At 46.7% G+C, this 26,620-nt stretch carries 22 protein-coding genes; 12 read left to right on the forward strand and 10 right to left on the reverse strand.

Going from position 1 to position 26,620, the window contains the following annotated elements; translation table 11 throughout:
- The first annotated feature begins 453 nt into the window (after positions 1-453).
- Both L4D06_RS06535 and L4D06_RS06540 read left to right on the forward strand, forming a co-directional pair.
- On the forward strand, positions 454-885 hold the full coding sequence (locus tag L4D06_RS06535) for a GNAT family N-acetyltransferase (protein ID WP_429738369.1): 432 nt from the start codon (positions 454-456) through the stop codon (positions 883-885).
- Between the two features lie 325 nt (positions 886-1,210).
- Positions 1,211-3,022 (forward strand): M28 family metallopeptidase, encoded by a 1,812-nt coding sequence (locus L4D06_RS06540; protein WP_274165802.1) that lies wholly within the window; start codon positions 1,211-1,213, stop codon positions 3,020-3,022.
- Positions 3,023-3,178: 156 nt separating this feature from the next.
- On the opposite strand, the gene L4D06_RS06545 is transcribed toward L4D06_RS06540, so the two are convergent.
- Genes L4D06_RS06545 through L4D06_RS06560 form a run of 4 tightly spaced genes read right to left on the reverse strand, consistent with a single transcriptional unit; the run spans position 3,179 to position 7,275 of the window.
- Positions 3,179-5,032, reverse strand: coding sequence for a bifunctional sugar phosphate isomerase/epimerase/4-hydroxyphenylpyruvate dioxygenase family protein (locus tag L4D06_RS06545; RefSeq protein WP_274165801.1), 1,854 nt, complete (start codon positions 5,030-5,032; stop codon positions 3,179-3,181).
- A complete protein-coding gene (aroQ, locus tag L4D06_RS06550) occupies positions 5,029-5,490 on the reverse strand; it encodes a type II 3-dehydroquinate dehydratase (protein ID WP_429738370.1) in 462 nt (153 codons plus the stop codon). Before aroQ ends, L4D06_RS06545 begins: the two co-directional genes overlap by 4 nt.
- A gap of 34 nt (positions 5,491-5,524) precedes the next feature.
- Positions 5,525-6,589 (reverse strand): Gfo/Idh/MocA family protein, encoded by a 1,065-nt coding sequence (locus L4D06_RS06555; RefSeq protein ID WP_274165799.1) that lies wholly within the window; start codon positions 6,587-6,589, stop codon positions 5,525-5,527.
- A gap of 41 nt (positions 6,590-6,630) precedes the next feature.
- Positions 6,631-7,275, reverse strand: a complete 645-nt coding sequence (locus L4D06_RS06560; protein WP_274165798.1) for a GntR family transcriptional regulator — start codon at positions 7,273-7,275, stop codon at positions 6,631-6,633.
- 286 nt (positions 7,276-7,561) lie between these two features.
- Here L4D06_RS06560 and L4D06_RS06565 point away from each other — a divergent pair, with 286 nt between their 5' ends.
- From L4D06_RS06565 to L4D06_RS06575, 3 genes are read left to right on the forward strand one after another with little or no spacing between them, the layout of a single operon-like run.
- Positions 7,562-8,566 carry a sialic acid TRAP transporter substrate-binding protein SiaP gene (locus L4D06_RS06565; protein ID WP_274165797.1) on the forward strand — a complete coding sequence of 335 codons (1,005 nt, stop codon included), beginning with the start codon at positions 7,562-7,564 and terminating at the stop codon, positions 8,564-8,566.
- A 9-nt stretch (positions 8,567-8,575) separates the two neighbouring features.
- On the forward strand, positions 8,576-9,082 hold the full coding sequence (locus L4D06_RS06570; protein ID WP_028023385.1) for a TRAP transporter small permease: 507 nt from the start codon (positions 8,576-8,578) through the stop codon (positions 9,080-9,082).
- The gene (locus L4D06_RS06575; RefSeq protein ID WP_429738373.1) at positions 9,079-10,374 is read left to right on the forward strand and encodes a TRAP transporter large permease; all 1,296 of its coding nucleotides are present in this window, start codon (positions 9,079-9,081) and stop codon (positions 10,372-10,374) included. Before L4D06_RS06570 ends, L4D06_RS06575 begins: the two co-directional genes overlap by 4 nt.
- A gap of 96 nt (positions 10,375-10,470) precedes the next feature.
- On the opposite strand, the gene L4D06_RS06580 is transcribed toward L4D06_RS06575, so the two are convergent.
- Entirely contained in the window at positions 10,471-11,415 is a 945-nt protein-coding gene (locus tag L4D06_RS06580; RefSeq protein WP_429738375.1) for a cupin domain-containing protein, read from the reverse strand.
- Between the two features lie 100 nt (positions 11,416-11,515).
- Between L4D06_RS06580 and L4D06_RS06585 the strand changes: the two genes are divergently transcribed.
- Both L4D06_RS06585 and L4D06_RS06590 read left to right on the forward strand, forming a co-directional pair.
- Positions 11,516-12,139: a cytochrome P460 family protein gene (locus L4D06_RS06585; protein ID WP_429738376.1), complete on the forward strand. Its 624-nt coding sequence runs from the start codon at positions 11,516-11,518 to the stop codon at positions 12,137-12,139.
- Positions 12,140-12,148: 9 nt separating this feature from the next.
- Positions 12,149-12,700, forward strand: a complete 552-nt coding sequence (locus tag L4D06_RS06590) for a cytochrome P460 family protein (RefSeq protein ID WP_429738378.1) — start codon at positions 12,149-12,151, stop codon at positions 12,698-12,700.
- Between the two features lie 74 nt (positions 12,701-12,774).
- Here L4D06_RS06590 and uraH read toward each other — a convergent pair whose 3' ends face one another.
- Together uraH and L4D06_RS06600 are read right to left on the reverse strand one after the other, a co-directional pair.
- Complete coding sequence (gene uraH, locus L4D06_RS06595) at positions 12,775-13,128, reverse strand: hydroxyisourate hydrolase (RefSeq protein ID WP_274165792.1); 354 nt, start codon at positions 13,126-13,128, stop codon at positions 12,775-12,777.
- A gap of 295 nt (positions 13,129-13,423) precedes the next feature.
- Complete coding sequence (locus L4D06_RS06600; RefSeq protein WP_429738380.1) at positions 13,424-14,638, reverse strand: MFS transporter; 1,215 nt, start codon at positions 14,636-14,638, stop codon at positions 13,424-13,426.
- A 1,163-nt stretch (positions 14,639-15,801) separates the two neighbouring features.
- On the opposite strand from L4D06_RS06600, the gene potE reads away from it, so the two are divergent.
- On the forward strand, positions 15,802-17,154 hold the full coding sequence (potE, locus tag L4D06_RS06605; protein ID WP_274165790.1) for a putrescine-ornithine antiporter: 1,353 nt from the start codon (positions 15,802-15,804) through the stop codon (positions 17,152-17,154).
- A gap of 269 nt (positions 17,155-17,423) precedes the next feature.
- Complete coding sequence (adiA, locus tag L4D06_RS06610) at positions 17,424-19,721, forward strand: arginine decarboxylase (RefSeq protein ID WP_274165789.1); 2,298 nt, start codon at positions 17,424-17,426, stop codon at positions 19,719-19,721.
- An 80-nt stretch (positions 19,722-19,801) separates the two neighbouring features.
- On the opposite strand, the gene L4D06_RS06615 is transcribed toward adiA, so the two are convergent.
- Together L4D06_RS06615 and L4D06_RS06620 are read right to left on the reverse strand one after the other, a co-directional pair.
- Positions 19,802-20,689 carry a sulfotransferase family protein gene (locus tag L4D06_RS06615; RefSeq protein WP_429738381.1) on the reverse strand — a complete coding sequence of 296 codons (888 nt, stop codon included), beginning with the start codon at positions 20,687-20,689 and terminating at the stop codon, positions 19,802-19,804.
- 172 nt (positions 20,690-20,861) lie between these two features.
- A complete protein-coding gene (locus tag L4D06_RS06620) occupies positions 20,862-21,593 on the reverse strand; it encodes a type 1 glutamine amidotransferase (RefSeq protein WP_429738383.1) in 732 nt (243 codons plus the stop codon).
- A 364-nt stretch (positions 21,594-21,957) separates the two neighbouring features.
- On the opposite strand from L4D06_RS06620, the gene uvrY reads away from it, so the two are divergent.
- The 3 genes from uvrY to pgsA are packed head-to-tail and all read left to right on the forward strand — an operon-like array spanning position 21,958 to position 25,038.
- Positions 21,958-22,602, forward strand: coding sequence for a UvrY/SirA/GacA family response regulator transcription factor (gene uvrY / locus L4D06_RS06625; RefSeq protein WP_028023394.1), 645 nt, complete (start codon positions 21,958-21,960; stop codon positions 22,600-22,602).
- Positions 22,603-22,616: 14 nt separating this feature from the next.
- Entirely contained in the window at positions 22,617-24,443 is a 1,827-nt protein-coding gene (gene uvrC, locus L4D06_RS06630) for an excinuclease ABC subunit UvrC (RefSeq protein ID WP_429738385.1), read from the forward strand.
- Positions 24,444-24,486: 43 nt separating this feature from the next.
- On the forward strand, positions 24,487-25,038 hold the full coding sequence (gene pgsA, locus L4D06_RS06635; RefSeq protein ID WP_274165784.1) for a CDP-diacylglycerol--glycerol-3-phosphate 3-phosphatidyltransferase: 552 nt from the start codon (positions 24,487-24,489) through the stop codon (positions 25,036-25,038).
- 234 nt (positions 25,039-25,272) lie between these two features.
- On the opposite strand, the gene L4D06_RS06640 is transcribed toward pgsA, so the two are convergent.
- A complete protein-coding gene (locus L4D06_RS06640) occupies positions 25,273-26,616 on the reverse strand; it encodes an ATP-binding protein (RefSeq protein WP_274165783.1) in 1,344 nt (447 codons plus the stop codon).
- Between the last annotated feature and the right edge of the window lie 4 nt (positions 26,617-26,620).

The raw sequence follows: 26,620 nt of genomic DNA on the forward strand, positions 1-26,620 counted from the left end.
AGGCAAAGAAAAGCATGAGGAAGTGACCTAGAAGCGCAATAAACGTGTTGATGCAGTAGTATTGGTTAGACGCTGGCTATATGTGCAGTGCGTTGAAATTGTACCATTGGATAGTCTGCCCCCTTGCGCTGATCCTAGTACAATATGATTGCATCTTGTGTTTGTGACATCATTCTCACGATGGAGATAATTCCTCGAGTGAATGCGTTTCTACGTTTTCGTTTAAATTTTGGCTAAGATGAGTAAAATCCAATATTTGATGCTTTTTAATAGGCGGGTGACTAGATGGTTGATAATATCCATGGTTGCTCGCGTTATATAGTGAGCGTTTAAAACGTGTTGGGTGTGTTTCTGTGAGAGGTTCTAATTTCCTTGTGGAAGGATTAATAAGAAAATAAATAAAGGTTGGCCGTGATAACAATCGAGAGATTTACTTCAAAATACGAGCCCGCGGTGCGTAAAATTACGCTCGCTGAGGAACAAGTAAAATATACGGCACTTCCTGCTGCATTCCTTACGGAAGATCAGGGTAGTGCAGATAGATTTGTTGTCGTCCATGAAGCGAAGGTTATTGGATATTTTAAAATATATCGAGATTTTTCAAACCAACTCCAACCTTGTGAAAGTCACGCAATTGGCCTGAGAAAATTTGCTATTGATAAGGGGCAGCAAGGAAAGGGGTTGGGCAAGGAGACTGTGATTGCGCTTGCCAGAGAGCTGCCACGCTATTACCCGAAAGATGATTGGCTGTACTTAACGGTTAACTGCAAAAATGTGGTTGCATATCAGTGTTATTTGAAAGGCGGGTTTGAAGATACAAATACGTTTTACTTAGCTGGACCTAATGGCCCGCAGCACATTATGAGGCACCCATTGGTTAACTGAAATTCGTTAATGTTGAATGTCTATTCATATCCATGTTTATAAAATCTGTTGATCGTATAGCTTTTGGATGTCATATTCTATTTTAACGGATATAAATATTCATATATTTATGTTTTATTCCGCGCTGTGATTTCTTTACATGTTTGATTGTCTCATGAGATCGCGTTTCTCTATTGGGTCATTTATTCTTATTGAACATCAGGTCTCTTTGTATTAATAAATCGTGATGCTGTTTCCGTTAGTGAAATTAATATCCTTACGTTATGTGGAAGAATGTGCGTCTGAGTGTTTGACTGGTTAAGTCAAATAAAAAGGACGACATAATATGAAGACATTCAACGTTAGTGCAAAGAAAGTCGTAGTGGTGGCAATCAGTGCCGCACTGCTGACAGGTTTTGCTGGCTGTGAAGACCCAAGATGGGTAGCGAACAAAGTCAGTGCCTCAATCAAGGAAAAGCGCCTTGTTGATCATCTTGAAGCTATGGAAGCTGCTGCAGTACCTACGGCTGATGGCGGTTCAACAACCAGAGCGGCTGGCACCGAAGGCTATGCAAATTCAGCGGAATACATTAAAGCCACACTTGAAAAACATGGCTACGATGTAGAATTCCAATCATTCGACTTTAGAAGTTGGGCTGAGCTGGATGGCACCTCACTCACTGTAAACGGTCAAGCATTGGTGCATGTTCGTGATGCCACTGATGATATTCCTCCTGATTATGCCGCTATGTCCTACTCTGGTAGTTCTGATGGAGCGTTAAGCGCTGATATTGCTTTTGTTACCCCCGATTTTGATTTTGAATCTCCAGATTACGATGATACCGATGGGTGTGAAGCCTCCGACTTTGATGGTGTTGATGTCACCGGAAAAGTGGCAGCCATTCAACGCGGTGGCTGTACCTTCGACGCTAAAGTAGTGAATGCTGAAAACGCGGGTGCTGCTGGCGTGATTGTCTTCAACCAAGGGAATAACGATGGCCGCAAGGCGGTGGTGAACGGCACCTTGGGTAGCGATAGTGAAGCAACGATCCCTGCGTTTGGCGCACGCTATGATTTGGGCAAGGAATGGTATGACTTGTCTCAATCGAATGCTGTGGCTGCGGCGTTAACGATCACGGTTGAAGATGACGTGGTGGTAACAGAAAACTTGATTGCTGAAACCAAGAAAGGTAACCCTGACCAAATCGTCATGTTGGGCGCGCACTTGGATTCGGTGCCTGAAGGCCCTGGTATTAATGATAACGGTACGGGTAGTGCTGGGATCTTGGAATATGCGATTCGCCTGAAAAAGAAAATGAGAAAACTCCCTGTGACCCAAAAGAACAAAGTGCGCTTTGCTTGGTGGGCGGCAGAAGAGGCGGGCTTGATTGGCTCTGAATACTACACAAATGAAATCTTAGGTGGGTATTACAGTGAGGCTCAAACGCAAATCATGGAGGAATTAGGTATTACTGATCCTGCCGATTTGACCGCAGAGCATCGAGAGCAAATCGAAGCGCGTTACCTCGATATTAACCCGATTAAGATGTACCTCAACTTCGATATGATTGGTTCGCCAAACTATATCTTTGGTGTGATGGATGGCGATTTGTCTGATACCAAAGATAGCCCAGACAATGCTTATCCGGGTGACTTTGAGCCACCTGAAGGTACGTCTCATATCGAAGGGTTATTCAACGAGTTCTTTACTGATGTCGGCGAGTCTACCGTACCTCAAGCCTTGTCTAAACGTTCTGATTACTCTGGCTTTGCTGATTGGGGTATTGCATTTGGTGGTCTATTCACGGGCGCAGAGAAAATCAAATCAGCAGAAGAAGTCGAGGAATTTGGCGGAGAAGTCGATGTTGCTTATGACAAGTGCTATCACCAAGCCTGTGATGACTTGAATAACGTCAGCAATTCGGCAATGACAACGAACTCGAAAGCCTTGTCTTATGTTGCTACTTTCTACGCCATGAGTGAAGATTTATACGCTGATGGTCGAGAAGATGAGCCAGAACAACGCACCCTGCTGCGTTCTTTCTCAACGCAAGAGTCTAGTCATCAGCATCGTATCGGTGAGCGAATCAAATCTGCTTCTCGTGAAGTGGCAGACCACGGTCATTTCCACGGTGATTTCGATCAAGACCGCGAATAGCTTGTCTCGATTTACTTAGCAGTAAGTTAATCAACGTAAAAACAGGGAGCCATTTGGCTCCCTGTTTGTGTATTGCTGCTTTAGCATCGCTGCCACTTGGTATAGATCTTCACGCTGTGTTTGAGCAGTTTGCTATCTAGATATAGCCAGATGAGGCTAATGTGAGAGCTCTCTCGCCTGCATGGCTAAGCGCATTTGGCTGTTTGCCGCGCCAAACCCTCTGTAACCATTACGTTGAACGATTTCGAAGCAGAATTTCCCTGCGAACAAGGTGGTATACAGTTGATAGAAACTGCCGTTCTCATCTTCGTCATACAAGATATTGAATTGCTTTAGCTTACGGATGGTTTCATCTGACAGCGCAAAGCGTGCGGCAAGGTCTTCATAGTAATTGCTGGTGGCGGGTAAGGTTTCTGTTTCTTGTTCACTCATGAATTCCGCGGTGGCGAAAATATCATGGGTGGAAAGGGCAATGTGATTGACGCCAGTCCCTGCATATTGGTCAAGAATACGACTTGATACAGTCCGTGATGCTTGACTGCTGTTTAAGGTGAAACTCACTTTTCGATCCGGTGTTTGCAGGGCTTGGCTTCGTATCAGGCCACCGGGGTCCGTTACATTGACGGTTGGCATTGTTTGCATGTTAAACATGGAACGAAATACCAGCACGGAATGGAGCATCTCTTCGTAGCTCATTGAAAGCGCAATATGGTCGACATTGCTCAAATACGCTTGTGGTTCGACGTCATCGTGCCAATGAAACTCGCGCTCCCAGTGCGCGGGCTTGTCTGAGGTTTCGACCATATAGAGCAGGCTTTCGCCGGGGCCATAGATGGCGGGGATACCGTGAGTATCTGTTTCAGGGTTGCCGTAAACCGGCGCAAATTCGAGCTTTTTGGCGCGTTCAACCATGTCATCGACGTTGTTGCACTTCATGCCAACAGCGCAAACTGAAACGCCGTGGTTGTGATGGAAGTTCTGCGCAAAGCTGTCGGGTTCCATGTTCATGACTAAATTGACGTTGCCTTGCTGCCACAGCTCTACATGTTTTTTGTTGTGTGTGGCGGCATGAACAAACCCTAGCTGTGATAGCAAGGCAGTAAGGCTTTGCTTTTCGTTGTCATTGAGGGCGAATTCGATAAATTCGACATCACTTGGCGGCGAAACCACGGGAAGTGGCGTTGCTGCTCTCTCTGGCGTTTGTTCGGCAGCATGATTTGCATACACCAGTGAACGATAACCATCACGCGCTGTTTTCTCTGCCGAACCAGCGCGGAACTGATCGTTGAAGATCTCAAGTGAGAATGGGCCGTCGTATCCCGTTGCGTGCATATTGGCAACGAACTTATCGAGGGGGAGATCACCTTGGCCAGGGAAGCAACGATAATGTCGGCTCCAGCTTAAGTGGTCCATTGATAGACTCGGAGCATCGGCAACTTGCACGAGGAATATGCGATCGCCGGGAATGTTGAGCATGGTGTCGAGCTCGGTCTGGCGAGAGAAAATATGGAACGTATCCAAACAGACGCCGACGTTCTTGTGATTCGCTCGACGCACAATCTCCCATGAATCACGATAGTCGTAAACGTATTTCCCCCAGGCTAAGGCTTCATAGGCAACCCGCATGTTCCGCTTTGCTGCTCGCTCTCCCAGCTCATGAAAATCATCCGCAGCACGTTGAATGCCGCCTAACGCGTGTGGAGATGCACTGCTGCATACCATTAGCAAATCCGTGCCGAGTTCTTCCATAAGATCGAATTTACGTTCGGCGCGGTCAAAGGCTTTTTGACGATAAGGCGCTGGCAGGCCTTCAAAATCTCGAAATGGTTGGTAGGTGACAACGTCTAAGCCGTGGTCGTCCAACATGCGGCGAATATCTTTGACTGAACCTTTGTGTGTGATCAGGTCATTTTCGAAAATTTCGACGCCGCGAAACCCCGCTTTGGCGATGGCTTCAATGCGCTCGCGAAAGGTGCCAGACAGACAGACGGTTGCGATGGAGTAAATCATTGCGTTTCCTCGCCATGTTTCATCACGAGACCATCAATGGCTAACGCGTATCCTTTTACGCCAAATCCAACCACAATGCCGGTGGCGACAGAGGAAAGGTAGGAGTGATTTCGAAACGCTTCGCGGGCATGCACATTCGAAATGTGGATCTCAATGACAGGGACCTGAGCACCCTTGATAGCATCTTGCAGCGCAACGGATGTATGCGTAAACGCGCCGGCATTAAATACCACGCCGATCATTTCACCTGCGGCGACGCGTTTTCCTGCATCGTGCAGGGTATCAATCAACACACCTTCGTGATTGCTTTGCATGAACTCAATGGCGACGCCGTGTTTATCACCCGCTTGATGGCATAGGGTTTCTACGTCGGCCAGTGTTGTGTGGCCATAGAGGTCGGGTTCGCGTTGCCCTAATAAGTTAAGGTTCGGGCCGTTCATTACGAGAATCGATTTCATTGCGTCCTTCCTTGTTCGTTTACTCAATCTGGGCTCAGCCAATATCATCGATGTATATGGTTCTTCCGGTTTTCACTGCTTCTACGACGGCTTCTGTCACACGGAGGTTTTGTAATCCATCGCGCACGGTGACGAGAGGTTTAGCTTGTTTGTTGATCACATCGCAGAAGTGATTGAGCTGTTCGACTAGAGGATCTTTGCGCTGTAGCGCCAGCGTGTCACTGACAAACGGTTTCCACCAAGAACGGTTGGCTTTTTCTGTGTAGTGTTTAAGGCGCATGGTCGGCACAGAGATTGAGCCGTCCGTGCCTGCAATGTGGTAGCAGTCTTCATCGGGATAACTGGCGTAGGCTTTGTTTTCCAACGATGTTTGCTCCCAGCTGCGGCCTGATCCTGCCGTGTCAGAAAGCAAAAAAGTCCCAGACGCGCCGTTAGCGAAACTCAGATTGATGGAGACGGTATCTTCCACATCGAAGTTTCGACGTCGATTCGACGCCATGGCCTGAACGGCGACAATCTCTCCGCACAGATAGCGAAGATTGCCTATGTCGTGAATGAGGTTGATTAAAATTGGGCCGCCACCTTCTTTGGTGCGCCATGGCGCGGCATCAAAGTAATCGTCAGGCTTGTAGAACAAAGCGCTGCCTTGAACTGCTACGAGCGCACCTAATACGCCGGAATCAATCAATTCACGTGTGCGTTTAATGATCGGGCTGTGCATGCGGTGATGCCCAACTAGCAATGTGTCCCAAATACCGGGAGAGCTGACAGCAATGTTAAGCAGTTCTGTGGCTTCTGCCACCGAATGAGCAACGGGCTTTTCAATAAGGACGGGCACTTCATGTTCAATACACTGCTTGGTTTGCTGAACATGCAGGTTATTGGGGGTTGCAAGAATGACCCCATCTACCTTTAGCGTGGATAACATGTTTTTAAGATCTGAAAAGTGGGGTACGCCATTTTCTTGGGCTAGCGCAGCACTTGCTTCAAACGGGTCAACAATGGCGGCGAGACGGCAAATATCACTGTTATTAATGAGCTTTATATGATTCTTTCCAATCAGCCCCGCGCCAACAACGGCAAGGTTTAATGGTTCCATTTAAGTTGAATATCCTTATTGTTTTTAGCAGTTAATCAGTATTACTCGTTCTCGCCAAATTCACGTAAGCGCTCGACAAACCCACCCAGATGCGCTTCCAGTGCGCTCACGCAAGCCGATAAGTCGCGATTTAACGCGGCTTCGAGAATGATCTGATGTTCATCAATGATGTGAGTGCCACGGAAGCCATTCGTACGCAGTTCCATCATCACAAATTGTCGAAACTGGTCGTAAATCTGGCGGTGATAGTGCATGTGCAGCTCCGAGTTGCACGCACCAATGAGTGCCGCGTGGAATTCATAGTCACAGCGATGCCACATGACAAAGTTGTCTACGATGTTGTCACGCATCTTGCTTTCGACATGCTCTAACTTATGGTGAGCGGCAACCAAATTACTTTCCCACTCCATATCCCCATTAACGAAAGACTGCTCCGCGCCATCGGCTTCTAGAAGAATACGAAGCCGTGTTAGCTCTTCCATTTTTTTCGGAGAAAAGCTAGCGACATGGAAACCCTTCTGCCCCTCAGCGATGACTAAACCGTCACTGGCAAGGCGAGTAAGGCATTCGCGCAATAGATTGACACCACTGCCATATCGCGTTTTTAGCGACTCCATGCGTAAACGACTGCCTGGTTTAAAATCGCCCCGGAGTAGATCTGTTCTTAACGTTTCATAGAGGTTCATGACCGCTCGCCTCAAGCATTGGGTTAGCTAAGATCCACATTCTCGTCCTATTGCGACAACAAATATGTCTTATTTTCATGAATTCACTATAAGACAAAAAATATCCCCCAAAATGGAAAATAGGTGATGTTTTAACAATTGAGACACATTTGACCAACATTCACGTAATCCGATCGTCTACGCTATGTTCATGTTAAACGGTGAGCTGATTTTTTGACCAAGGGGGTCATTGAGCAAACCAACATTGGGCATTTGGTCGTCAAGTGCCCGTACAAAGGAGTGGTGTATGAAATTGTTGTCCAGAACCTCGGCTAAATGGCTTGGTAACGTTACGAAAGCAACGACATTGGCGATTGCGATGTTTTCTGTGACTGCTGCAAGTGCAGCAGACATGAAGTTACGCTTGTCTGCCCCAAGCTCAGAAACTGATCAGCGTGCAGTTGCACTGACGACAGTTTTTGGTCCGGGTGTTGCGAGTTTCGCGGAATTTGAACCGCACTGGAATGCTTCGTTGTTTAAACAAGGCACTGAGTTGGAGGCCATTGCTCGAGGCAACCTCGACATGGCGATGGCATCGGCGCAAGAGCTGGCAGAATTCATTCCTGCGTTCTCCATTTTCTCTGCGGGCTACATGCACCGTGATGCGGACCACCAAGTGGCTGTTTTCAATTCTAAAGCGATGGATCCGCTGAAAGAAGAAGTGGAAGACACCTTGGGCGTGAAGCTGTTGAGTGTTATCTACCTTGGCCGTCGTCAGTTGAACTTGCGTACGGATGCAGAAGTACAAACGCCAGCGGATCTTGATGGCGTAAAACTGCGTATGCCGGGCTCTGATGCATGGCAGTTCCTGGGTAAAGCGCTTGGCGCAAACCCAACGCCAATGGCCTTCACGGAGGTTTACACAGCATTGCAAACTGGCGCGGTTGACGGTCAAGACAACCCATTGCCTACTGATAAAGATGCGAAGTTCTATGAAGTGACCAAGCAGATTGTACTCACCAATCACTTGGTGGATTTGAACTACCTCGCTATCTCGAAAGAAGTGTGGGATGACATGACGCCAGAGCAACAAGCTCAAACGCAAAAAGCGGCGGATGACTCGGCTGCATTTGGTCGTAAGAATCAGTTGGCACTGGAAGCTGAGTTGGTTGATTTCTTCCGTGAGCAAGGCTTGAAAGTTTACGAACCAAACCTTGAAGCGTTCCGCGCACATGTTCAAAAAGCATACCTTGAGTCTGAGTTTTCTAAAACCTGGCCAGAAGGCATGGTGGAAAACATCAACAACCTGTGAGGTTAACGCGTGAAAACGATTCTGCTTTGGATTCAGCGAATAGCAGATGGGGTTGCGGTCACTATGTTGGCCGCAATGTTCCTGATTTTTTGTGCGCAAATATTCTCCCGCTATGTGCTTAATATGCCCCTTGGCTGGTCGTCTGAGTTACTTCTGACGCTGTGGCTGTGGGTCATCTTTTGGGCTGGGGCTTTCTGTTTGCGTAACAAAGATCATATTCGCTTTGATCTTCTTTATTTAAACGTACCCGGGAAAGTGCAGCGTATCTTTCTCATTTTGTCGGCGCTTGGCATCATCATTGGTTTTGGTATCAGCTTTCTTCCGACATGGGATTACATCACTTTTTATAAGATCAAAAAGAGTGCGATCTTGAAGTGGCGCCTCGACTATGTGTTTAGCATTTACGGGGTTTTCTTGGGTGTCATTATTCTCCGCTACGGTGTTGCACTGATTCAGTATTTGAATCCGAACTATAAAGTGCAAGACAGTGACAAGGACGAGCAGGTGGAAGAATGAGTTTGGCGTTAACACTTTGCTTAGTAACAGTGCTTCTTTTGGCTGCCTTTGGCACACCCGTGTCATTTTCAATGATCATTGGTGCCATTGTGTACCTCGCGGTGAGCGGTCAAGATTTGGCGCTGGCGGGTGAGCAAATTATTCAGGGTTTCTACAACAGCTTTATTCTTCTGGCTGTTCCATTGTTTATTGCCGCTGCTAATATCATGAATGCAGGCAGTATCACTGACCGACTTCTCCAATTTTGTGTCGCCATGGTGGGGCATTTTAGAGGTGGATTAGGGCACGTGAATATTGTGTCTAGCTTGATATTCTCAGGCATGTCAGGTTCTGCAGTTGCGGATGCCGCTGGGGTTGGACGCGTTATCATTAACATGATGACGAAAGACGGTCGTTATCCTCCTGCGTATGCGGCGGCGATCACGGCTGCTTCAGCGACGATTGGGCCGATCATTCCTCCGTCGATTCCCATGGTGATTTATGCCTTGGTGTCGGATACATCAATTGGTTACCTCTTTATCGCGGGTTTGGTTCCTGGACTGCTGATGGGTGTCGTTCTTATGGGAATGAACACTTACATGGCGACGAAGATGAATATCGTCAAAGAGCCAAGAACGCCGGTCAAAGATATTCCTAGAATCACGTTCCGTGCGTTGCCAACCTTACTGATGCCGGCGATTCTGCTGTTCGGTATTTATGGTGGTGTGACAACACCGACAGAAGCTGCAGCGGTTGCTGCTGCGTATGCTTTGCTTCTTGCCGCTGTTGTTTATCGCTCTATCAGCTTGAATCAACTGTATGCCGCACTGAAGGAAAGTGCCTACTCGTCGGCTTCGGTTGGCTTGGTGATAGGTTCAGCGTTGATCTTCAACTACATCATTGCGACAGAGAATGTGCCGACGGCGATTGCAGAACTGATTAATCAGGCTGACTTATCGCCACTGGCATTCTTGCTATTGGTGAATTTGATTTATCTGTTGCTTGGATTCTTGCTGGATGCGACCACCGTAATATTGGTGATAGTACCTTTGTTTATTCCGGCATGTCGCGAGCTGGGAATCGACCTTGTTCACTTCGGCGTTATCACGATCGTTAACTTGATGATTGGCTTAATCACGCCGCCTTATGGGGTGTTATTGTTCGTCATTAACGGTACAACCAAAATCCCGTTGGCAGGTATTATCAAGCAAGTGATCCCGTTTATCTTTGTATTGCTGGGGGCCTTGATGATCATGATTTTGACTCCTGATGTGGTGCTGTATGTTCCGCGCCTAATGGGATATCAAGGGTAGTAATGCTGGGTTAGATACAGGTTAAAAGGAAAACCACCTGGTGGTGAAGTCTTAATAACCTGCGACAATACTGGATGTAATGATTGAAAGAGAAGGCTATACGCCTTCTCTTTTTTGTTTGTGACGAATTTCTGCAGGCGTCATTCCAAGCTCTCGAATTAATGCGCGGCTAAGGGTTCTACCAGATGTAAAGCCAAGCGACACTGCGATTTTGTCCATTGAATCATTGGTGTAGCGAATCGCGTTATAAGCTTTAAGGCGGCGCCAGTGATTCAAATAAGCGATAGGAGCCATGTTGAGTGCATCTTGAAAGTGACGAACTAGGGTCGCTTTTGACATGCCAATCTGGCTTCCAAGCTCTTCTAGTGTCCAATCGTGTTGCGGGTTTTGATGCATTAACATGAGGGCTTGATGAATGCGTTTGTCATGAATGGCACGCAAGAAACTGTATTTTTCGGTGTTTTCATTGAAAAATTGAATCAGAATCTTCAAAAAAAGCACTTCGGTTAGCTTATCAATGCTCGGGTTTTGGTGGATACCATTTTCCCTGATTTCTTGATCAATAAGCATAATCAACTGCCATATAATGCTGTTGTGGTCTACGTTTTGAACATGGATAACGGTTGGCAACGCATCCAATATAGGGTGCGTTAGGCCTTCATCAAACTCTACAAGACCACACATTATTCTATGAGTATTGGGCCCAATTTGAAAAAGTGGTGACCCCAGTTCACAGGCATCAACTGCTTGGCTACTCGACAACTTTTTGTTTCCCGGGTTATCAGCTATCCAATGACTGTCCCCCTTGGGGAGCATGAAAATATCCATCTCATTGGCTTTGACGTTCGATGTGCTGTCTGCGCCGACGTAAAGTGTTCCCTTTAGGGCAATGTGAAAGCGAGGATATTTGCGCTTTTCCAGTGAAATTCCCCAAGGTGCACTGAGGTCCGAACTGAAGAAAATGGTTCCCCGAAACTTAAGCGTTTCAATGATATCGGTAAATAAATTGAACATTTTAATGTCTTTGATTCCTTTGGACACAGATCTGATTCCCTCGGCAGCACTCGACTTTCCTACTTTAGCTTAGACTGTTTCGGAACGCTCAAAATTCGCGCGTTCGAACTGTAAGTGAGGTGAGAAAATGGAAAGAAAAATAAGCTCAAAAACTATTCGTCGCTCTCTATGCATCGGCGCAATTTTATTTGGAGGAGCGGCTTCAATAACATCGGTCATGGCAGAAGAGTATTTCAACGTAGTTGATGGGGAGCTTCAAAGACCAACGGGTTATCGTGAGTGGGTGTACGTTGGCACACCTGTCACCCCAAATGATATGAACAACGGCAAAGCTGCGTTTCCAGAGCACCACAATGTATATATCGACCCAACCAGTTGGTCTCACTGGAAGAAAACCGGTGAATTTCGTGATGGTACGATCATAATCAAAGAGTTAGTGGCTGTAGGCTCAAAAGCGGCAGTGAGCGGCGCAGGTTACTTTCAGGGTGACTTTATCGGATTGGAAGCGACCATCAAGAGTACGTCGATTAACCCCAATGAACCGGGAAACTGGTCTTACTACAGCTTCTCTACCCCAGATCATAAATCGTTGACTGATACGGCAAAAGCGTTCCCAGCAGCGGCATGTAATGCTTGTCACGCGGCAGCAGCGGCTGACGACTTTGTGTTTACTCAGTACTACCCAGTCCTCCGTGCTGGCAAAGGCGCGGGTACACTGGCGACTGGCGGTCACTCGTCTATGTTGAAATAAAGGAGCGACATGATGAAGAAAACCTTTATTGCAGCCCTCATTGTGAGTGCCGCCGCATCAGGCGTAAGCATCGCTGCTACGCACGGTGGTTTTTCACCCATTGTTGACGACAAGGGGACTATCAGTTTTCCTCAAGACCTTAGAACCAACATGGTGCATTTAGGTTCTTGGTTTGTTCCAGAGGGAGGGGCGAGCGGTTTTCATGGCGTTTACACCGAGAAATCGACCGTAGAAGCTTTCCGCAAAACCGGGAAGTTCCCAGATGGCGCTACGTTGGTGAAAGAGTTGCGGGCGCATGATAGTGGTAATTACACGACGGGTTCAAATGTCAGTCATGAAACCGCGAGTCTTAAGCAATGGTTCGTTATGGTCAAAGACAGCAAGGGTCGTTTTTCCGATAACAGTTCTTGGGGGGACGGTTGGGGATGGGCTTTGTTCAAACCCGATAACCTGACAACCAATGCATCGTCTGATTACAAAACGGATTGCTTGGGCTGTCATGTTCCAGCCAAAGACAAAGATTGGATATACACCGAAGCGTATCCAATTTTGGCAGAGTAACTGAATTATGAAGTAAGTAAAGAACCAGCCTTAAGGCTGGTTTTTTACTTTGTTCGATGAAGGTTTTTCAGGTGTTAACTACCTCGGTAGGTAGAATAGCCGTAAGGAGATACGAGCAGGGGGACATGCAAGTGCTGGCTTTCATCCGAAATACCAAAACGGATCACGATTTCATCGAGGAACGGAATAGGGTCAAGGGGGGTATTTGTTGCTCGAAAGTAAGGTGCGGTTGAAAACACCAGTTGATAGAGACCTGCGGACAAAGCGCCATCCTGAAGTAACGGAGCATCAGTTCTACCATCATTGTTAGTCACTGTAGTAACTAGAGGTTGGAGCCCATCGTCATCGATGCGATAGAGAGAGACTTTGACACCGTTGGCAGGTTTACCGTGTGCAGTATCGAGGACATGCGTTGTGAGCTTACCCATCAAGAATCACCTTTGAACGTTTCATAAACACCGAGCCATTACTTCATATCATCATTCGCTTAAAACTTAGCATTTCATCGGTGCGGTTTCTAACGTGAATGGTTCAATACGTGCGCAGGAACATGTTGAATGAGATGGGTGATTTTAAAGGCGTGATGAAAGTGCCAGGTGTCATACGAGCGTAGGTGATGAGCCGGAAACAAAAAGGGTGAACACCGAGGTGTATCACCCTTTCAACTCGTATAACCACTGATCATGGCTTTAGCGCATGATCGAATCATTAAATCAGTAAGATTTACGCCGCAGCTGGCTGCAGAGCAGAACGTACTAGCGGTTTGTCATTGATAGGTAGGTGCAACAGTGCCGCCGCAATAGCCAATACAACCGTAGCCCACCAGATCGGAGTGTACGAGCCGTAGTAATCAAATACACGCCCACCAACCCATGCGCCAAGGAAACTGCCGATTTGGTGAGTAAAGAATACCAAGCCGTACAACGTCGACATATAACGCGCACCGAAGATTTGACGTACCAAGCCTGATGTCAGTGGTACGGTTCCTAGCCAGCAAAAACCAATTGCCGCACCAAAGATGATGGCTGTTTCACTGGTTAATGGCAGTGAGACAAACAATGCAAGTACGATTGAGCGCATCATGTACAAACTCGTCATGACGTAACGCTTGTTGAATTTATCGCCCATGACTCCCCAGAAATATGAGCCAAAGATGTTAAAAATACCCACGTATGCAAGCGCCATGGCTGCGGTATTGCCTGGTAAGCCTTTGTCTGCAATGTAACTAGGCAAGTGCGTGGCAATAAACATAACCTGAAAACCACAGACAAAAAAGCCAGCATGGATGAACCAATAGCCGGGATGACGGAATGCTTCAGCCAAGGCTTGGCGCAGGGTTTGTGTGTCAGCGGTTGTTTGGGATTGGCCCTGATTTGGCGCGGCTTTCATGAACGCCGAGAACGCGATCATTAATGTACAAAGCACGGCGAACACTTGCATGGCGGTTTGCCAGTCATAGTGTGCAAGCAGGCTTTGAGCACCAGGAATAACAGCAAACATACCGAATGAGCCGGCGGCTGTTGTCAGGCCGAAGGCTTTGGCGGTATGTTCAGCGGGAACGACTTTCGCCACCGCACCAAGCACTATCACGTAGCTGGTTGCACTTAGACCTAAGCCCACAAGAACCCCGATAGACAGGTAAAGGATCCCTGAGCTTGTGGCGATTGATGTGAGATATAACCCTAGACCATACGCGATACCGCCAGCAGCGATAATGCGTTTCGAACCAAAGCGATCAGCTGCCATTCCTATAAAGGGTTGGAACATGCCAAACATGAGGTTTTGTAGGGCAATGGCGAGACTGAAAAACTCACGTCCTGATTGGAACGTGTCACTGATAGGCATCATGAAAATGCCGAAAGATTGCCTGATCCCTAGGCTGATAATCAAAATCCCTATCCCCAGCCAGACAAGAAGTGGGAACCGGAAAATACTCATAGGTATACCTTAAAAATGTTGTTGAAACAGAAGGCTGCTTGGTCGCAGTGGCTCATGTTACTCGTGGCTTCCGACGTGATGACGTTGATGACAACCTCCATCGACGGCGTAGTCCGAGAGCGCGCGTTGCAGAGGCGCACAATGATGAACAACGACCAGCGTAATGATCAGCAGCACTAACCATCTGGATAATTGTGCGAATAGTGTTTGCGAGCTCATAACGTTCCCGAGTAATGAAAGGCGCGTAGAGTAGTAGCAGCAAGGTCATGAAGCAAATGAATTAGATGCAAAAAGGTCATGCAAAAAATGCATGGCAAATGAACCATTGGAACAAAGGAAAGATAACGCACGGTGAAAGTTGGCGAATATCGAGAGACGAACCTTGGTGTTGAATAAGAAGATCTGCGTTGAAATACAACTTTGAAACCTGAAATCGAGCGTTTCAGGTCACTTGGTTATAGGCATATCTTTTCATAAACGTTTGCTATGAAGAGAAAAAAGATGACAAATGAAACCACGATTATCGTGAATAGTTATTTATGGGATCGTGTTGGCGTCGACACCAATTCGGGCAGGTTTCAAGGAAAACAAACGTGTAGAAATCTGATCTAACTGATTGAATTAACGTATTTTCGTGATCTTAATCACAAGCACGCTGACCGAGAGACGTCCGCGAGTTTCCCCGTTTTCGTCAACTGAATAGTGATTTGGATCACGGTAAAATACTTATTTTTGCAATGCTAGATTGCATTTTTAGGGGTTTAAAAAAATCGAAATCGGAGAAGAATACGCTTCATCGAATAGAGGTATGTTGTCTAAGAGCAGCTAAGCTGCCTAAGAGTTAAACTATCTAAACGATTTAATGAATATGCTTTTATATATACCCAAACAACCTGAAGATGCTCGCAGAATCCGGCATCTTCAAGTTCATTGGGTAAAAAAGGGCATATTCATTAATGGATGTATTTGCATGGCATAACACCTATGTGAATATTGCTGTAATAAGAGCACATTCGTTATTTCTGATTATCACCAATATCAAAATGCCGCCCTTAAATGTATTCGAGTTAAAATAAATAAGCTTGTTTACATACAGTCGCCATGGATCTGGCTGCCTGAAATTAATCTATTATTCTTTCTCGTCTGAATTAAGGGTTTAAGTGATGTCTTCAGATGCCAATAGTAAAAAAATGGGATTGGTTGGTTTAACCGTTCTCGTTGCAGTAAATATGATGGGCTCAGGTATTATTATGTTACCTTCGAGCCTGGCACAAGTCGGAACCATTTCGCTACTTTCTTGGGTTATTACTGCCCTAGGTGCAATGTGTATTGCCTATACTTTTGCGAAATGTGGTGCGATTTGTAAACGTTCTGGTGGTATGTCAGCGTATTCAGAAGAAGCGCATGGAAAATCGTCATTCTTCATTGCTTCTTATACTTACTATGTTTGTCTAGTTATTAGTTGTGTCGCGATCGCAGTTTCAGCGGTTGGCTATATCAAACCTTTCATGCCATGGCTTGATACGCCTATGCACACCTTTTTCGGTGTTGTCGCCATCCTTATCGTGACCATGCTGGCAAACTTTGGTGGCCCTAAAATTACCGGTCAGATTTCGTCATTGACCGTATGGGGTATTATTCTTCCTGTACTGGGTCTGTCTGTGGTTGGCTGGTGGTGGTTCGATCCACAAACTTTCATCTCTGCATGGAATCCACACCATGACACCACCATGCATTCAGTATCTTCAGGTATCGCATTGACATTATGGGCATTCCTGGGCATTGAATCTGCGGGTGCTAACTCGGATGCGGTTGAAAACCCAGAACGCAACGTGCCGCTAGCCGTGTTGTTTGGTACTGGTTTTGCTGCGGTGGTGTATATCCTTTCTACCACTGTGATCCAAGGTATTATCCCTAACGCAGAGTTGGCGAATTCAACCGCGCCGTTTGGTCTTGTGTTCAGCCACATGTTTAACCCAACCGTGGGTAATATTGTCACCATAGCTGCGGTTGTCGCATGTATTGGTTCGCTGCTTGGTTGGCAGTTTACCAATGCGCAGGTATCAAAATCTGCCGCTGAAGAAGGCTTGTTCCCTAAAATCTTCGCGAAAACAAACAAAGCAGGTGCGCCAATCTTTGGCATGTTCATTATGTTGGCGGCGGAGTTGCTGCTTGCCCTGATGACCATTTCCCCTAACTTGGTTAATCAATTCAACGCATTGCTCAACCTTGCGGTATTCGTGAACATGGTGCCTTACATCCTCTCCATGACAGGTTTGGAAGTGATGCTTCGCAAAAACAAGGTCACACCTGCGCAATATAAGCTGGGTGCGACAGTGGGTACGCTTGGTGTGATTTACAGCATCTATGGTGTGTATGCCTGTGGCGCGGAAGCCGTATTCGGCGGCACTATATTGACTCTGTTCGGTTATATTTTCTACGGCTTTATCGCAGCACGCGATGTTAATGATGAAGAGAGAAAATCTAACGTTATCGAAAAAGAAGTCAACGCGTAAAGAGAATAGCATTGTCAATTTTTACCAATGATTAAGCATTAAATAGTTAGCCTCATTTTCCCTCCAGTTATTGGGGCTGACTATTCCATTTTTTTTCATCTAAAAATGAACCTTACTATCGATTTCTATTTATTGGACGTAATGGTTTTATTTTTTAGTAAGAACGTATTTAATTAACGTTAACCACTCTGCCTGACTTATTTGTATTACATACACAAGCCATCCAAAGCGTTGACGCTGAAATGCACCTTGTAGATTAGGTAATTATTATGAGCAACTACTTCAGCAAAATGCGCACTCTTGTTGTAGAGCCGCAAAATATTGACCCAAGCAGCTATGCTGCACGCACCACACAATCACTGATTGCAGAACTGCATGAACGCACGATTGAAATCGTCACTGCAAATTCCTATGAAGATGCCAAGGCCGTTATTCTTGCAACCCACATCGACAGCCTTGTACTGACGCTCGATAAATCAGAAGAGCAGATTCTCCACTCAAACGAAGAAATTGAACTGCTAAACACGCTCAAAGATCGTCAGTCAGAAGTGCCTGTCTTCTTGCTCGCAGAGCGTGCCCGTACTTCGATTCTTGCGAACCGCAAACTGATGGAACGTGTGGATGAGTGTTATTCGGTGCTGGAAGACACTGCTGATTTCGTCGCAGGTCGTATTGTTGCTGCCATGAAACGTTACCGTTCACATGTACTGCCACCGTTGATGAAAGCGATGATGCAATACAACGATATTCACGAATACTCATGGTCTGCCCCCGGTCACCAAGGGGGTATCGGCTTTACTAAAACCCCTGCGGGTAACCAGTTCTACCAATTCTACGGCGAGAACCTGTTCCGCTCAGACATGGGCATTGAACGCGCAGCGTTAGGTTCATTGTTAGACCACACTGGCGCGTTCAAAGACAGTGAAGAAGAAGCATCAAAAATCTTCGGTGCGCACCAATCGTATTCAGGCATTGTGGGCACATCGGGTTCTAACCGCACCATCATGCAAGCATGCTTGAAAGACGATGACATTGCGATTATTGACCGCAACTGCCACAAATCTATCGAGCAAGGCTTGATCCTGACGGGTGCTCGACCTGTGTATATGGCACCAAGCCGCAACTGCTACGGTATCATTGGCCCAATCAGCCAAGCCACCATGTCAGCGGCGTCTATTAAACAAAAAATTGCAGACGGTAAACTGACGAAAGAATACGTGGGTAAATCACCTCGCTACGCGGTTGTCACCAACTGTACGTATGACGGCCTGTGTTACAACTCAGAACGTGCTGAAGCATTGCTCTCTGAAAGCTCTCATCGCATTCATATGGATGAAGCGTGGTTTGGTTATGCGCGATTCAACCCTGTATACAAAGGTCACTTTGCCATGCGCGGCAGTGCTGACGGACACAAAGGGCCAACCGTGTTTGCGACCCATTCAACCCACAAACTGTTGAATGCCTTGTCTCAAGCGTCCTACATTCATGTGCGTAATGGCGAAGATGCTATCGACTTTGATCGCTTCAACCAAGCGTACATGATGCATACCTCCACATCACCGCTTTATGCGATCTGTGCGTCTAATGACGTGGCAGCAAACATGATGAAAGGGGAGAGCGGTTTATCGCTGACGAATGAAGTGATCCGTGAAGCGGTTATCTTCCGTCAAAGCGTGCGCAAACTGTTCAACGATTACACCACTGATGGTGATTGGTTCTTCAAGCCTTGGAATGCGGAAGTGGTGACCGATACCAGCGGTGAAAAAGTAAACTTTGAAGATGCGTCTGTCGAAGCGCTGATGACGGTGCAAGACAACTGGATTCTGCATCCAGAAGACAAATGGCATGGCTTCGATCACATGGACGACAACTGGTGCATGCTGGATCCGATCAAAGTGAGTTTGCTAACACCAGGCTTGGATGACAACGGTCAGTTTCTTGAAAAAGGTGTGCCAGCGGCACTGGTGAGTGCGTATCTTGGTCGCTTTGGTATTGTGCCAACCCGTACGACGGATTTCCAAGTGATGTTCCTGTTCTCTATGGGTATCACGAAAGGTAAACGCGATACGCTGATCAATACCTTGTTGTCGTTCAAACGTCACTATGATGCAAACGTCTCATTGGAAACTATGCTGCCAGAATTGGTAGAAAGTGCGCCAGACATCTACAAAGGCCTAGGTCTTCGTGATTTGGGTGATCGCATGTTCCAGTACCTTGTTCGCCATAATCCAGCACAAGTACTGAACGAAGCGTACTCAAATTTACCAGATGTTGAGCTGAAACCACGCACGGCTTACCACCACATTGTGGCAAACGAAGTGGAATTGGTGCCTTCGGACAAACTGGAAGGTCGTGTTGCAGCAAACTCAGTGATCCCTTACCCACCAGGCATCCCAATGCTGATGGGGGGGGAGAATTTCGGTAATGAAAGCAGCCCGCAGATCCAGTACCTGAAAGCCCTAGAAGCATGGGATGACGAGTTCCCTGGTTTTGAACATGAAACCGAAGGGGCAGAGAAAGAACACGGGAAATACCACGTGCTTTGCATCAAATCTGGTGCGCTGTAAGTAAAATCAATGAGAAACGCCTTCCCCTTGGGGAAGGCGTTTTTGTTTGTTGGATGACTAAATACTTGCGGGCGAGGGTTCTAGGACGCAGGGCACCATGTATAAACCGTATTGATGTCGGTGGCGGGCATTTTTAGAACCTTGTTACTGCCGCGAATCTCATTCTGCTTCAAAACCTTATCAATCGTGTTGCTGTGCGGTAGATCAGCATGACAGAGAATGTTTGATACGGTCTCTTGTGGGTTTTGCACGAAATCTTCGTATTCCACCGTGATCATGTCGATGTTCAACTCTTGCGCTTCTTGCTTGGTCGTCTGCATCAATTTATTCAATTGAAACGCGGTACCAGCGACGGCATGGTCTCTTAGCATGTCATATTGCGCGAGCTCTTGCAGGGAATAGGCTCCACGCCACCAAAGTAAACGGCGACCTTGATACTCCCACTCCTCAGAGTTGATCATGGAATTCACGGTAGAGGCCGGGTCTCGGACTACGTGCACAAACTTGGCGTCAGGAAAAATACTGTGAAGGAAGCACAATCGTGATGGCCCTGTGAAACGCAAACCTAAGCGATCTTTTTGCGAAAGCGTAATGCGTGCTTCTAGCACATCTTTGATAGAGGAGATTTCAATGGGCGTAGCATGCTTTCCTCGCAAAAAACCTCGTTCGAAATCGATGTCATCACGTGTTACGTCATCCCAGAATGACATCGCATCTGTAGGGGTTGGGGAGAATTCCTTCGCGATGCTACCTAGCAGTGAAGAAGAGTGCACAGCGTGATTGCGCCAACGCGTTGTGTGTTGAAAGAGTCGATGTTGCCATTGCGATCTCGGGTGGTTGTCAAAGTTCTTATCAAGCCAACAGAGATCACTGTGATGAAAAACAATGTCTGAGATTAAGTTTACCCCCGAGCGAGGTGGGCCGACGAAAATCAGAGGTTGATTCAACACTGTGGTCTTAGTATTCATACGATCGCTCCTTCAACGAGATATTTATGAAGGAGCAATTTGAGTGCCAAAATCTTAGATCTTAATAATCAATGAGTTGCTTCAGAATGCTATACGGCATGGCAACTTGGGTTGCAAATTGAAAACCCAAGCTGCACAACTTGACGACGACTTACCTTAAGGGTTAACGAGACTATGCAACCCGACTGTGCTGCGCAACAAACTGATGCAGTGTGCGAATGACAAAATCACGATCGCCACCACCAAACTGTCGGACTGACTCAATGGCTTTATCAACGGTGTCATTGCCCGCTTTGTCTCTTAGTCGTTCTACCAGTTGAACGAGAAAATCTGGCGTGAACTCAGGATGGCACTGCATGGTTAACACGTATTGGCCTTTTGCTGTTATTGCGATAGGGCAAAAGTCCGATCCCGCAATCACAGAAAACGCAGGTGCGGGCTCTTGGACCTGATCTTGATGGCAAGCGATCAAATTCAGTGCATTTGGTGCATCAGGCTGAGTAAAGCCCTGTTGGGTATTTTTGAGGTTATCGATGGGGTAGACCCCCATGCCCCAGCCTTTATCTGATTTTGTTACTTCGCCCCCCAAGGCATGATGAATCAGTTGATGACCAAAGCACACACCAATAAGCGGGCGGGATTGGGCGTGGCATCGTTGAACGAACTCACTGACACTGCGAATCCAAGGTTCATTGTCATAAACGCCCCATTTACTGCCAGTGACGATCCAGATGTCACACTCGTTAGGTTGAGCGGGGTAGTGTTGTTCGAAACACCGATACGTCTCGTAGTGGCTAATGACGCTGCCCTGAAACATTCTCTTAAAGGCATCATCGTAATGGCCATAGGTGGGAATGGAGTCTGGGTAGTGATCATCACAGAGTAGAATGCCTAGTTTCATCATCCGCTTTGTGCTCCTTGCGCGTTATGGTGATTATTTGTTATCCATTTCACTAATAAGCATATTTTATGCCTTTTTAGCATAATTCATTGTACTGATAACTGGATATGCAAACATTTACCTCAAGAATAGGGCTCAATTCTAACTTACTGTCATGAATGAGTTTTTTATTTTAAGTTTTTGATTAAGACCAAATTTAACGACTGTAGTGGTTAATTTGTGACTAAATGAAACTAAAAACATGCTCTCTTACACAGAATCAAAGTGTTCGGTCTTTTATTGTTAGGTTAAACTCAAGTAAGATGCAGCACAAAGTCGAGCGCCATACTGGCGCATGGCGAGCCAAAATCATAGTGGAGAAACAAGCTTGATTAGTGTTTTCCTTGTAGATGATCACGAGCTGGTTCGCACAGGGATACGTCGTCTTCTTGAAGACGAACGTGGTGTTAAAGTGGTAGGGGAAGCCGAAAGCGGTGAGGAAGCAGTCAAGTGGTGTCGTAGCAATCATGCGGACATTATCTTGATGGACATGAACATGCCTGGCATTGGTGGTTTAGAAGCGACGCGAAAGCTCCTTCGTTATAACCCAGATGCTAAGATTATTGTTCTTACTATTCATACAGAAAACCCATTTCCAACCAAAGTTATGCAGGCTGGCGCTGCTGGCTACCTGACAAAAGGCGCTGGTGCGAACGAAATGGTCAATGCGATCCGTGCAGTGAATAGCGGTCAACGCTACATTTCGCCTGAAATCGCGCAGCAAATGGCATTGAGTCAATTTACACCTGATGCAGAGAACCCTTTCAAAAATCTGTCTGAGCGAGAGCTGCAGATCATGATGATGATTACAAAGGGGCAGAAGGTGACGGATATTTCTGAGCAATTGAACCTTAGCCCTAAAACTGTCAACAGTTACCGGTATCGCTTATTTAGTAAGCTAGGTATCAATGGTGATGTTGAACTGACCCATTTGGCGATACGCCATGGTATGCTAGACACAGAAGCTCTTTAAGTAATCTATTTGCTGTGTTTGATGCCAAGAATTTTCTAAAAACCGTCTCAGACAAACCGGGCGTCTATCGAATGATGGACGACTCCGGTGAGATCATTTATGTCGGTAAAGCGAAGTCGCTTAAAAAGCGACTTTCTAGCTACTTTCGCGCAAATGTCGTGGGGGAAAAGACGCGAGCCTTGGTGAAAAATATTGCCAATGTTGAAGTCACAATCACACACAGCGAAACAGAAGCGCTCATTCTCGAACACAATCTTATCAAACAGCATTTACCGCGTTACAACGTTTTGCTGCGTGATGATAAGTCCTACCCTTATATTTTCCTTTCTGCCAGTAAACATCCACGTTTGTCGATTCATCGCGGTGCTAAAAAACGCAAAGGTGAATATTTCGGCCCGTTTCCCGATGCGGGTGCGGTTAGACAGAGCTTGTATTTACTCCAGAAAATATTTCCTGTCCGTCAGTGTGAGGACTCGGTGTATGCCAATCGCTCACGCCCGTGTTTGATGTATCAAATTGGTCGCTGCTCAGGACCTTGTGTGAGTGGCATCATCTCTGATGAAGATTATGCCGAACAGGTGAATTTCACCCGGTTATTCTTACAGGGTAAAGACCGACAAGTGATTGCGTCGCTGGTGGAAAAAATGGAAGCGTCGAGCAAAGCATTGGCTTTTGAAAAAGCGGCGGAATACCGCGACCAAATTCAGTCACTGCGTCGAGTACAAGAGCAGCAATTTGTTTCTCAAAACAGTGAAGATGATTTAGATGCCATTGGCGTATCCATCGAAAACGGCATTGCGTGTATCCACGTTTTGTTTCTGCGCCAAGGTAAAGTGTTGGGGAGCAGAAGTTACTTCCCGAAAATGCCCGCGAATACGGATGTGATTGAACTGGTATCGAGTTTCGTTAGCCAGTTTTATTTCAATCAGGCCGAAGGGCGCACCATTCCGACTAGCTTGTTATTGGGACAAGATTTAGGTGATGAAAGTGAGTCACTGGCTATCGCTCTTTCTGAAATCGCTGGCAGGAAAGTGAGCTTGCAAAGCAAGCCGCGCGGCGCGAGGGCGAGATTCTTGAAGTTGGCCCAAACCAATGCCGCCACGGCGTTGACGACCAAAATTAACCAGAAAATGACCATCCATAATCGTTTCGCGGTGTTAGCGGACGCGTTAAGCCTTGAGCCCATCAAACGTATGGAGTGTTTTGATATTAGCCATACGATGGGTGAGCAGACGGTCGCCTCGTGCGTGGTGTTCAACCAAGATGGGCCAGTGAAACAAGAATACCGACGCTACAACATTACGGGCATTACGGGTGGCGATGATTATGCGGCGATGGCGCAGGTGCTTGAACGTCGTTACAGCAAGCAGACAGACCCAGATAAAATCCCTGATATTATTCTTATTGATGGTGGTAAAGGGCAGTTAAACAGAGCCTGGGAAGTGGTTGGTCCGCTTTTAGAGGAGTGGCCAAGGCATCCGTTAATGTTGGGTGTTGCCAAGGGCACCACACGTCGCCCAGGGCTTGAAACTCTGATTAAGGTAACGGGTGAAGAGTTTTCCATGCCGACGGACTCACCTGCGCTCCATTTAATTCAGCACATTCGAGATGAAAGTCATAATCACGCGATTTCAGGGCACAGAGCAAAACGTGCAAAAGTGCGGAAAAGCAGTGTGTTGCAAGAAATCGAAGGTGTTGGGCCAAAGCGCAGACAAGCTTTGTTAAAATACTTGGGCGGAATTCAGGAACTTAAGCGCGCTTCTGTTGAAGAAATAGCCAAAGTGCCGGGAATTAGCCGAGTTTTAGCTGAGAAGATTCATTCCTCATTGCAACAGCAGTGACTTTCAAGCACCATAACAGCGACACTCACAAATAATAAGAACTATGCGACTGAATATCCCCATTATCCTGACCCTTATACGCATCGCATTAATTCCCGTTTTTGTAGTCGCGTTTTATTTGCCATATGAATGGTCGGCATTTGCTGCGGCTTTGATTTTCGTTATTGCTGGTTTTACGGATTGGCTTGACGGTTATCTAGCTCGCTCGCTTGATCAAACAACTCGTTTTGGCGCGTTTCTTGACCCCGTCGCGGATAAAGTGATGGTGGCGATTGCGTTAGTACTGATTGCTGAGTATTACCATTCGGTATGGGTGACGATCCCTGCGGCGACAATGATTGCACGAGAAGTGATCATTTCTGCACTGCGTGAGTGGATGGCGGAACTGGGGAAACGTGCCAGCGTTGCTGTTTCATGGGTAGGTAAATTTAAAACCGCGACGCAAATGTTCGCATTGACTATGCTACTTTGGCACGACAATGACATCATTGTTTATGTCGGCTATGCATCGCTTTATGTTGCGACGGGATTAACCTATTGGTCTATGTATCAATACCTGCGCGCTGCCAAAGACGATTTGCTTAACGCTGATTAGCACGCTTGCGGATTAGCAGGTTTGTAGACTAGCAGTGTTGTAGATTAGCAGTGTTGTAGATTGCTACGCTGCAGAGGCGCTGCACAGAATCAAAAAGAAAGGCCGCATGTGAATGCGGCCTTTTTTCGTTCAAATCTAGACGCTTACTTGAGTAAAAAGTCGTAATATTAGCTTCTAGCGCCTAGAACAGAGTCATTGAGTTGTGGGGTTGAGATCCTGCTTCCCTACAATACATTAACGGTGCTTCGGAAAGCGCATAATAAACGCGGCACCTTCTAGATCTGACGCAACAACGGAAATCGATCCTTCGTAGCTTTGGACGATATCGTCACACACCGCAAGGCCAATGCCAGTACCAGGGTTTAACTGATCGGCGCGAACACCGCGCTGGAAAATGGAATCTCGATAAGTGACTGGCACGCCCGGGCCGTCATCTTCGATGATCAGTAAATAACTGTCTGGCGTTTCTTCACTTCGAATGCGCACTTGGCTTATGCAGTAACGAAACGCATTTTCTAGTAAGTTACCCAGTAATTCAGTGAGATCGGCTTTGTTCAAGGGTAGGGAAGACAGCCCTTTGAAATCTGTGCTCACGTCCACGGGCTTATCGCCATAAATCTTGATAAACATGCCTGTCAAACTGTCGACTTGTGGTTGCAGTAAGGTGCTTTCTCGCATCAAGCCCTGCTGTCCGAGTAAGGCACGTTTGAGCTGATACTGCACCATGTCGTCCATTTGACTAACCTGTTCGATGATTCGCTTGCTCATCATGTCGCGCTCCAATGTTCCGTCATCGAGCAATGCATTGGTAGCAGCCAATCGGCTCTTCAGGCTGTGGGCGAGATCATCCATGGCATGTCGATAGCGCTGAGTCTGCGCTTTTCTTAGCGTGATCATCCGGTTAAGGGCATCGGTGACGTCTTCAAGCTCTGGTGGGTAGTCCTCATCAAGCTTCTCGCGCCGTGATTCGGCGATTTCGTTTAACTCTCCCGCCAGTTTGCGAAGCGGACTAAAGCTCCAGTATGACGCGGCATACAGCAGCCCTGTAGCACCAACAAATAACAGTGCCACGTAGAACCACGTTTTACGCTTGAGTGTGGCGAACTTTTCGACCTGATTTTCAACATTTCGCAGTACAAAGAAGTGCTCTTCTATCCCATGTGTCGCGCCAGAAATTGTGTGAACCGCATAGGGACTTTCTTGGTAGTAAACCAGATCGAGCTCTGGGATGTCGGCAGGAATATGGCGGCAGATATCATCAAGTCTTGCTTTCTTTGCTTCAGAGGACATCCAAATAATGTCTTGTTCTTTACTACAAATGAAGGAAAGGTAATGCGGGTTTGTTGCGGCATTCTGCGCCTCAATAAAAGTGTCTTTACGCTTTAACGGCTTATCTTGGCGAAGTTCACGAATAATATCAGGTACCGCAGACACCAAGTCAGCCGCATAGAGGGCAGAATAGTTTTGTACATACAGTTGGTTTAACAAGACGCCAACCGCGATAGAAAAAACCAAAATTATGCCAATCGACGTGGAGATGACGCGTTTGTGGATCGGGGAAGAGATTTTGGCTGCCATACTG

Origin of the sequence: Enterovibrio makurazakiensis, from assembly GCF_050336585.1 — a bacterium.
Classification (GTDB): Bacteria; Pseudomonadota; Gammaproteobacteria; order Enterobacterales; family Vibrionaceae; genus Enterovibrio; species Enterovibrio gelatinilyticus.

Bases quoted from the DNA above. Each gene is read 5' to 3' on its own strand.
- L4D06_RS06555 (WP_274165799.1), bottom strand. From the start codon at position 6,589: ATGGAACCATTAAACCTTGCCGTTGTTGGCGCGGGGCTGATTGGAAAG.
- L4D06_RS06640 (WP_274165783.1), bottom strand. From the start codon at position 26,616: ATGGCAGCCAAAATCTCTTCCCCGATCCACAAACGCGTCATCTCCACG.
- L4D06_RS06560 (WP_274165798.1), bottom strand. From the start codon at position 7,275: ATGAACCTCTATGAAACGTTAAGAACAGATCTACTCCGGGGCGATTTT.
- L4D06_RS06565 (WP_274165797.1), top strand. From the start codon at position 7,562: ATGAAATTGTTGTCCAGAACCTCGGCTAAATGGCTTGGTAACGTTACG.
- potE (WP_274165790.1), top strand. From the start codon at position 15,802: ATGTCTTCAGATGCCAATAGTAAAAAAATGGGATTGGTTGGTTTAACC.
- L4D06_RS06540 (WP_274165802.1), top strand. From the start codon at position 1,211: ATGAAGACATTCAACGTTAGTGCAAAGAAAGTCGTAGTGGTGGCAATC.
- L4D06_RS06615 (WP_429738381.1), bottom strand. From the start codon at position 20,689: ATGAATACTAAGACCACAGTGTTGAATCAACCTCTGATTTTCGTCGGC.
- pgsA (WP_274165784.1), top strand. From the start codon at position 24,487: ATGCGACTGAATATCCCCATTATCCTGACCCTTATACGCATCGCATTA.
- L4D06_RS06590 (WP_429738378.1), top strand. From the start codon at position 12,149: ATGATGAAGAAAACCTTTATTGCAGCCCTCATTGTGAGTGCCGCCGCA.
- uraH (WP_274165792.1), bottom strand. From the start codon at position 13,128: ATGGGTAAGCTCACAACGCATGTCCTCGATACTGCACACGGTAAACCT.
- L4D06_RS06620 (WP_429738383.1), bottom strand. From the start codon at position 21,593: ATGATGAAACTAGGCATTCTACTCTGTGATGATCACTACCCAGACTCC.
- L4D06_RS06575 (WP_429738373.1), top strand. From the start codon at position 9,079: ATGAGTTTGGCGTTAACACTTTGCTTAGTAACAGTGCTTCTTTTGGCT.
- L4D06_RS06545 (WP_274165801.1), bottom strand. From the start codon at position 5,032: ATGATTTACTCCATCGCAACCGTCTGTCTGTCTGGCACCTTTCGCGAG.
- aroQ (WP_429738370.1), bottom strand. From the start codon at position 5,490: ATGAAATCGATTCTCGTAATGAACGGCCCGAACCTTAACTTATTAGGG.
- L4D06_RS06585 (WP_429738376.1), top strand. From the start codon at position 11,516: ATGGAAAGAAAAATAAGCTCAAAAACTATTCGTCGCTCTCTATGCATC.
- L4D06_RS06600 (WP_429738380.1), bottom strand. From the start codon at position 14,638: ATGAGTATTTTCCGGTTCCCACTTCTTGTCTGGCTGGGGATAGGGATT.
- adiA (WP_274165789.1), top strand. From the start codon at position 17,424: ATGAGCAACTACTTCAGCAAAATGCGCACTCTTGTTGTAGAGCCGCAA.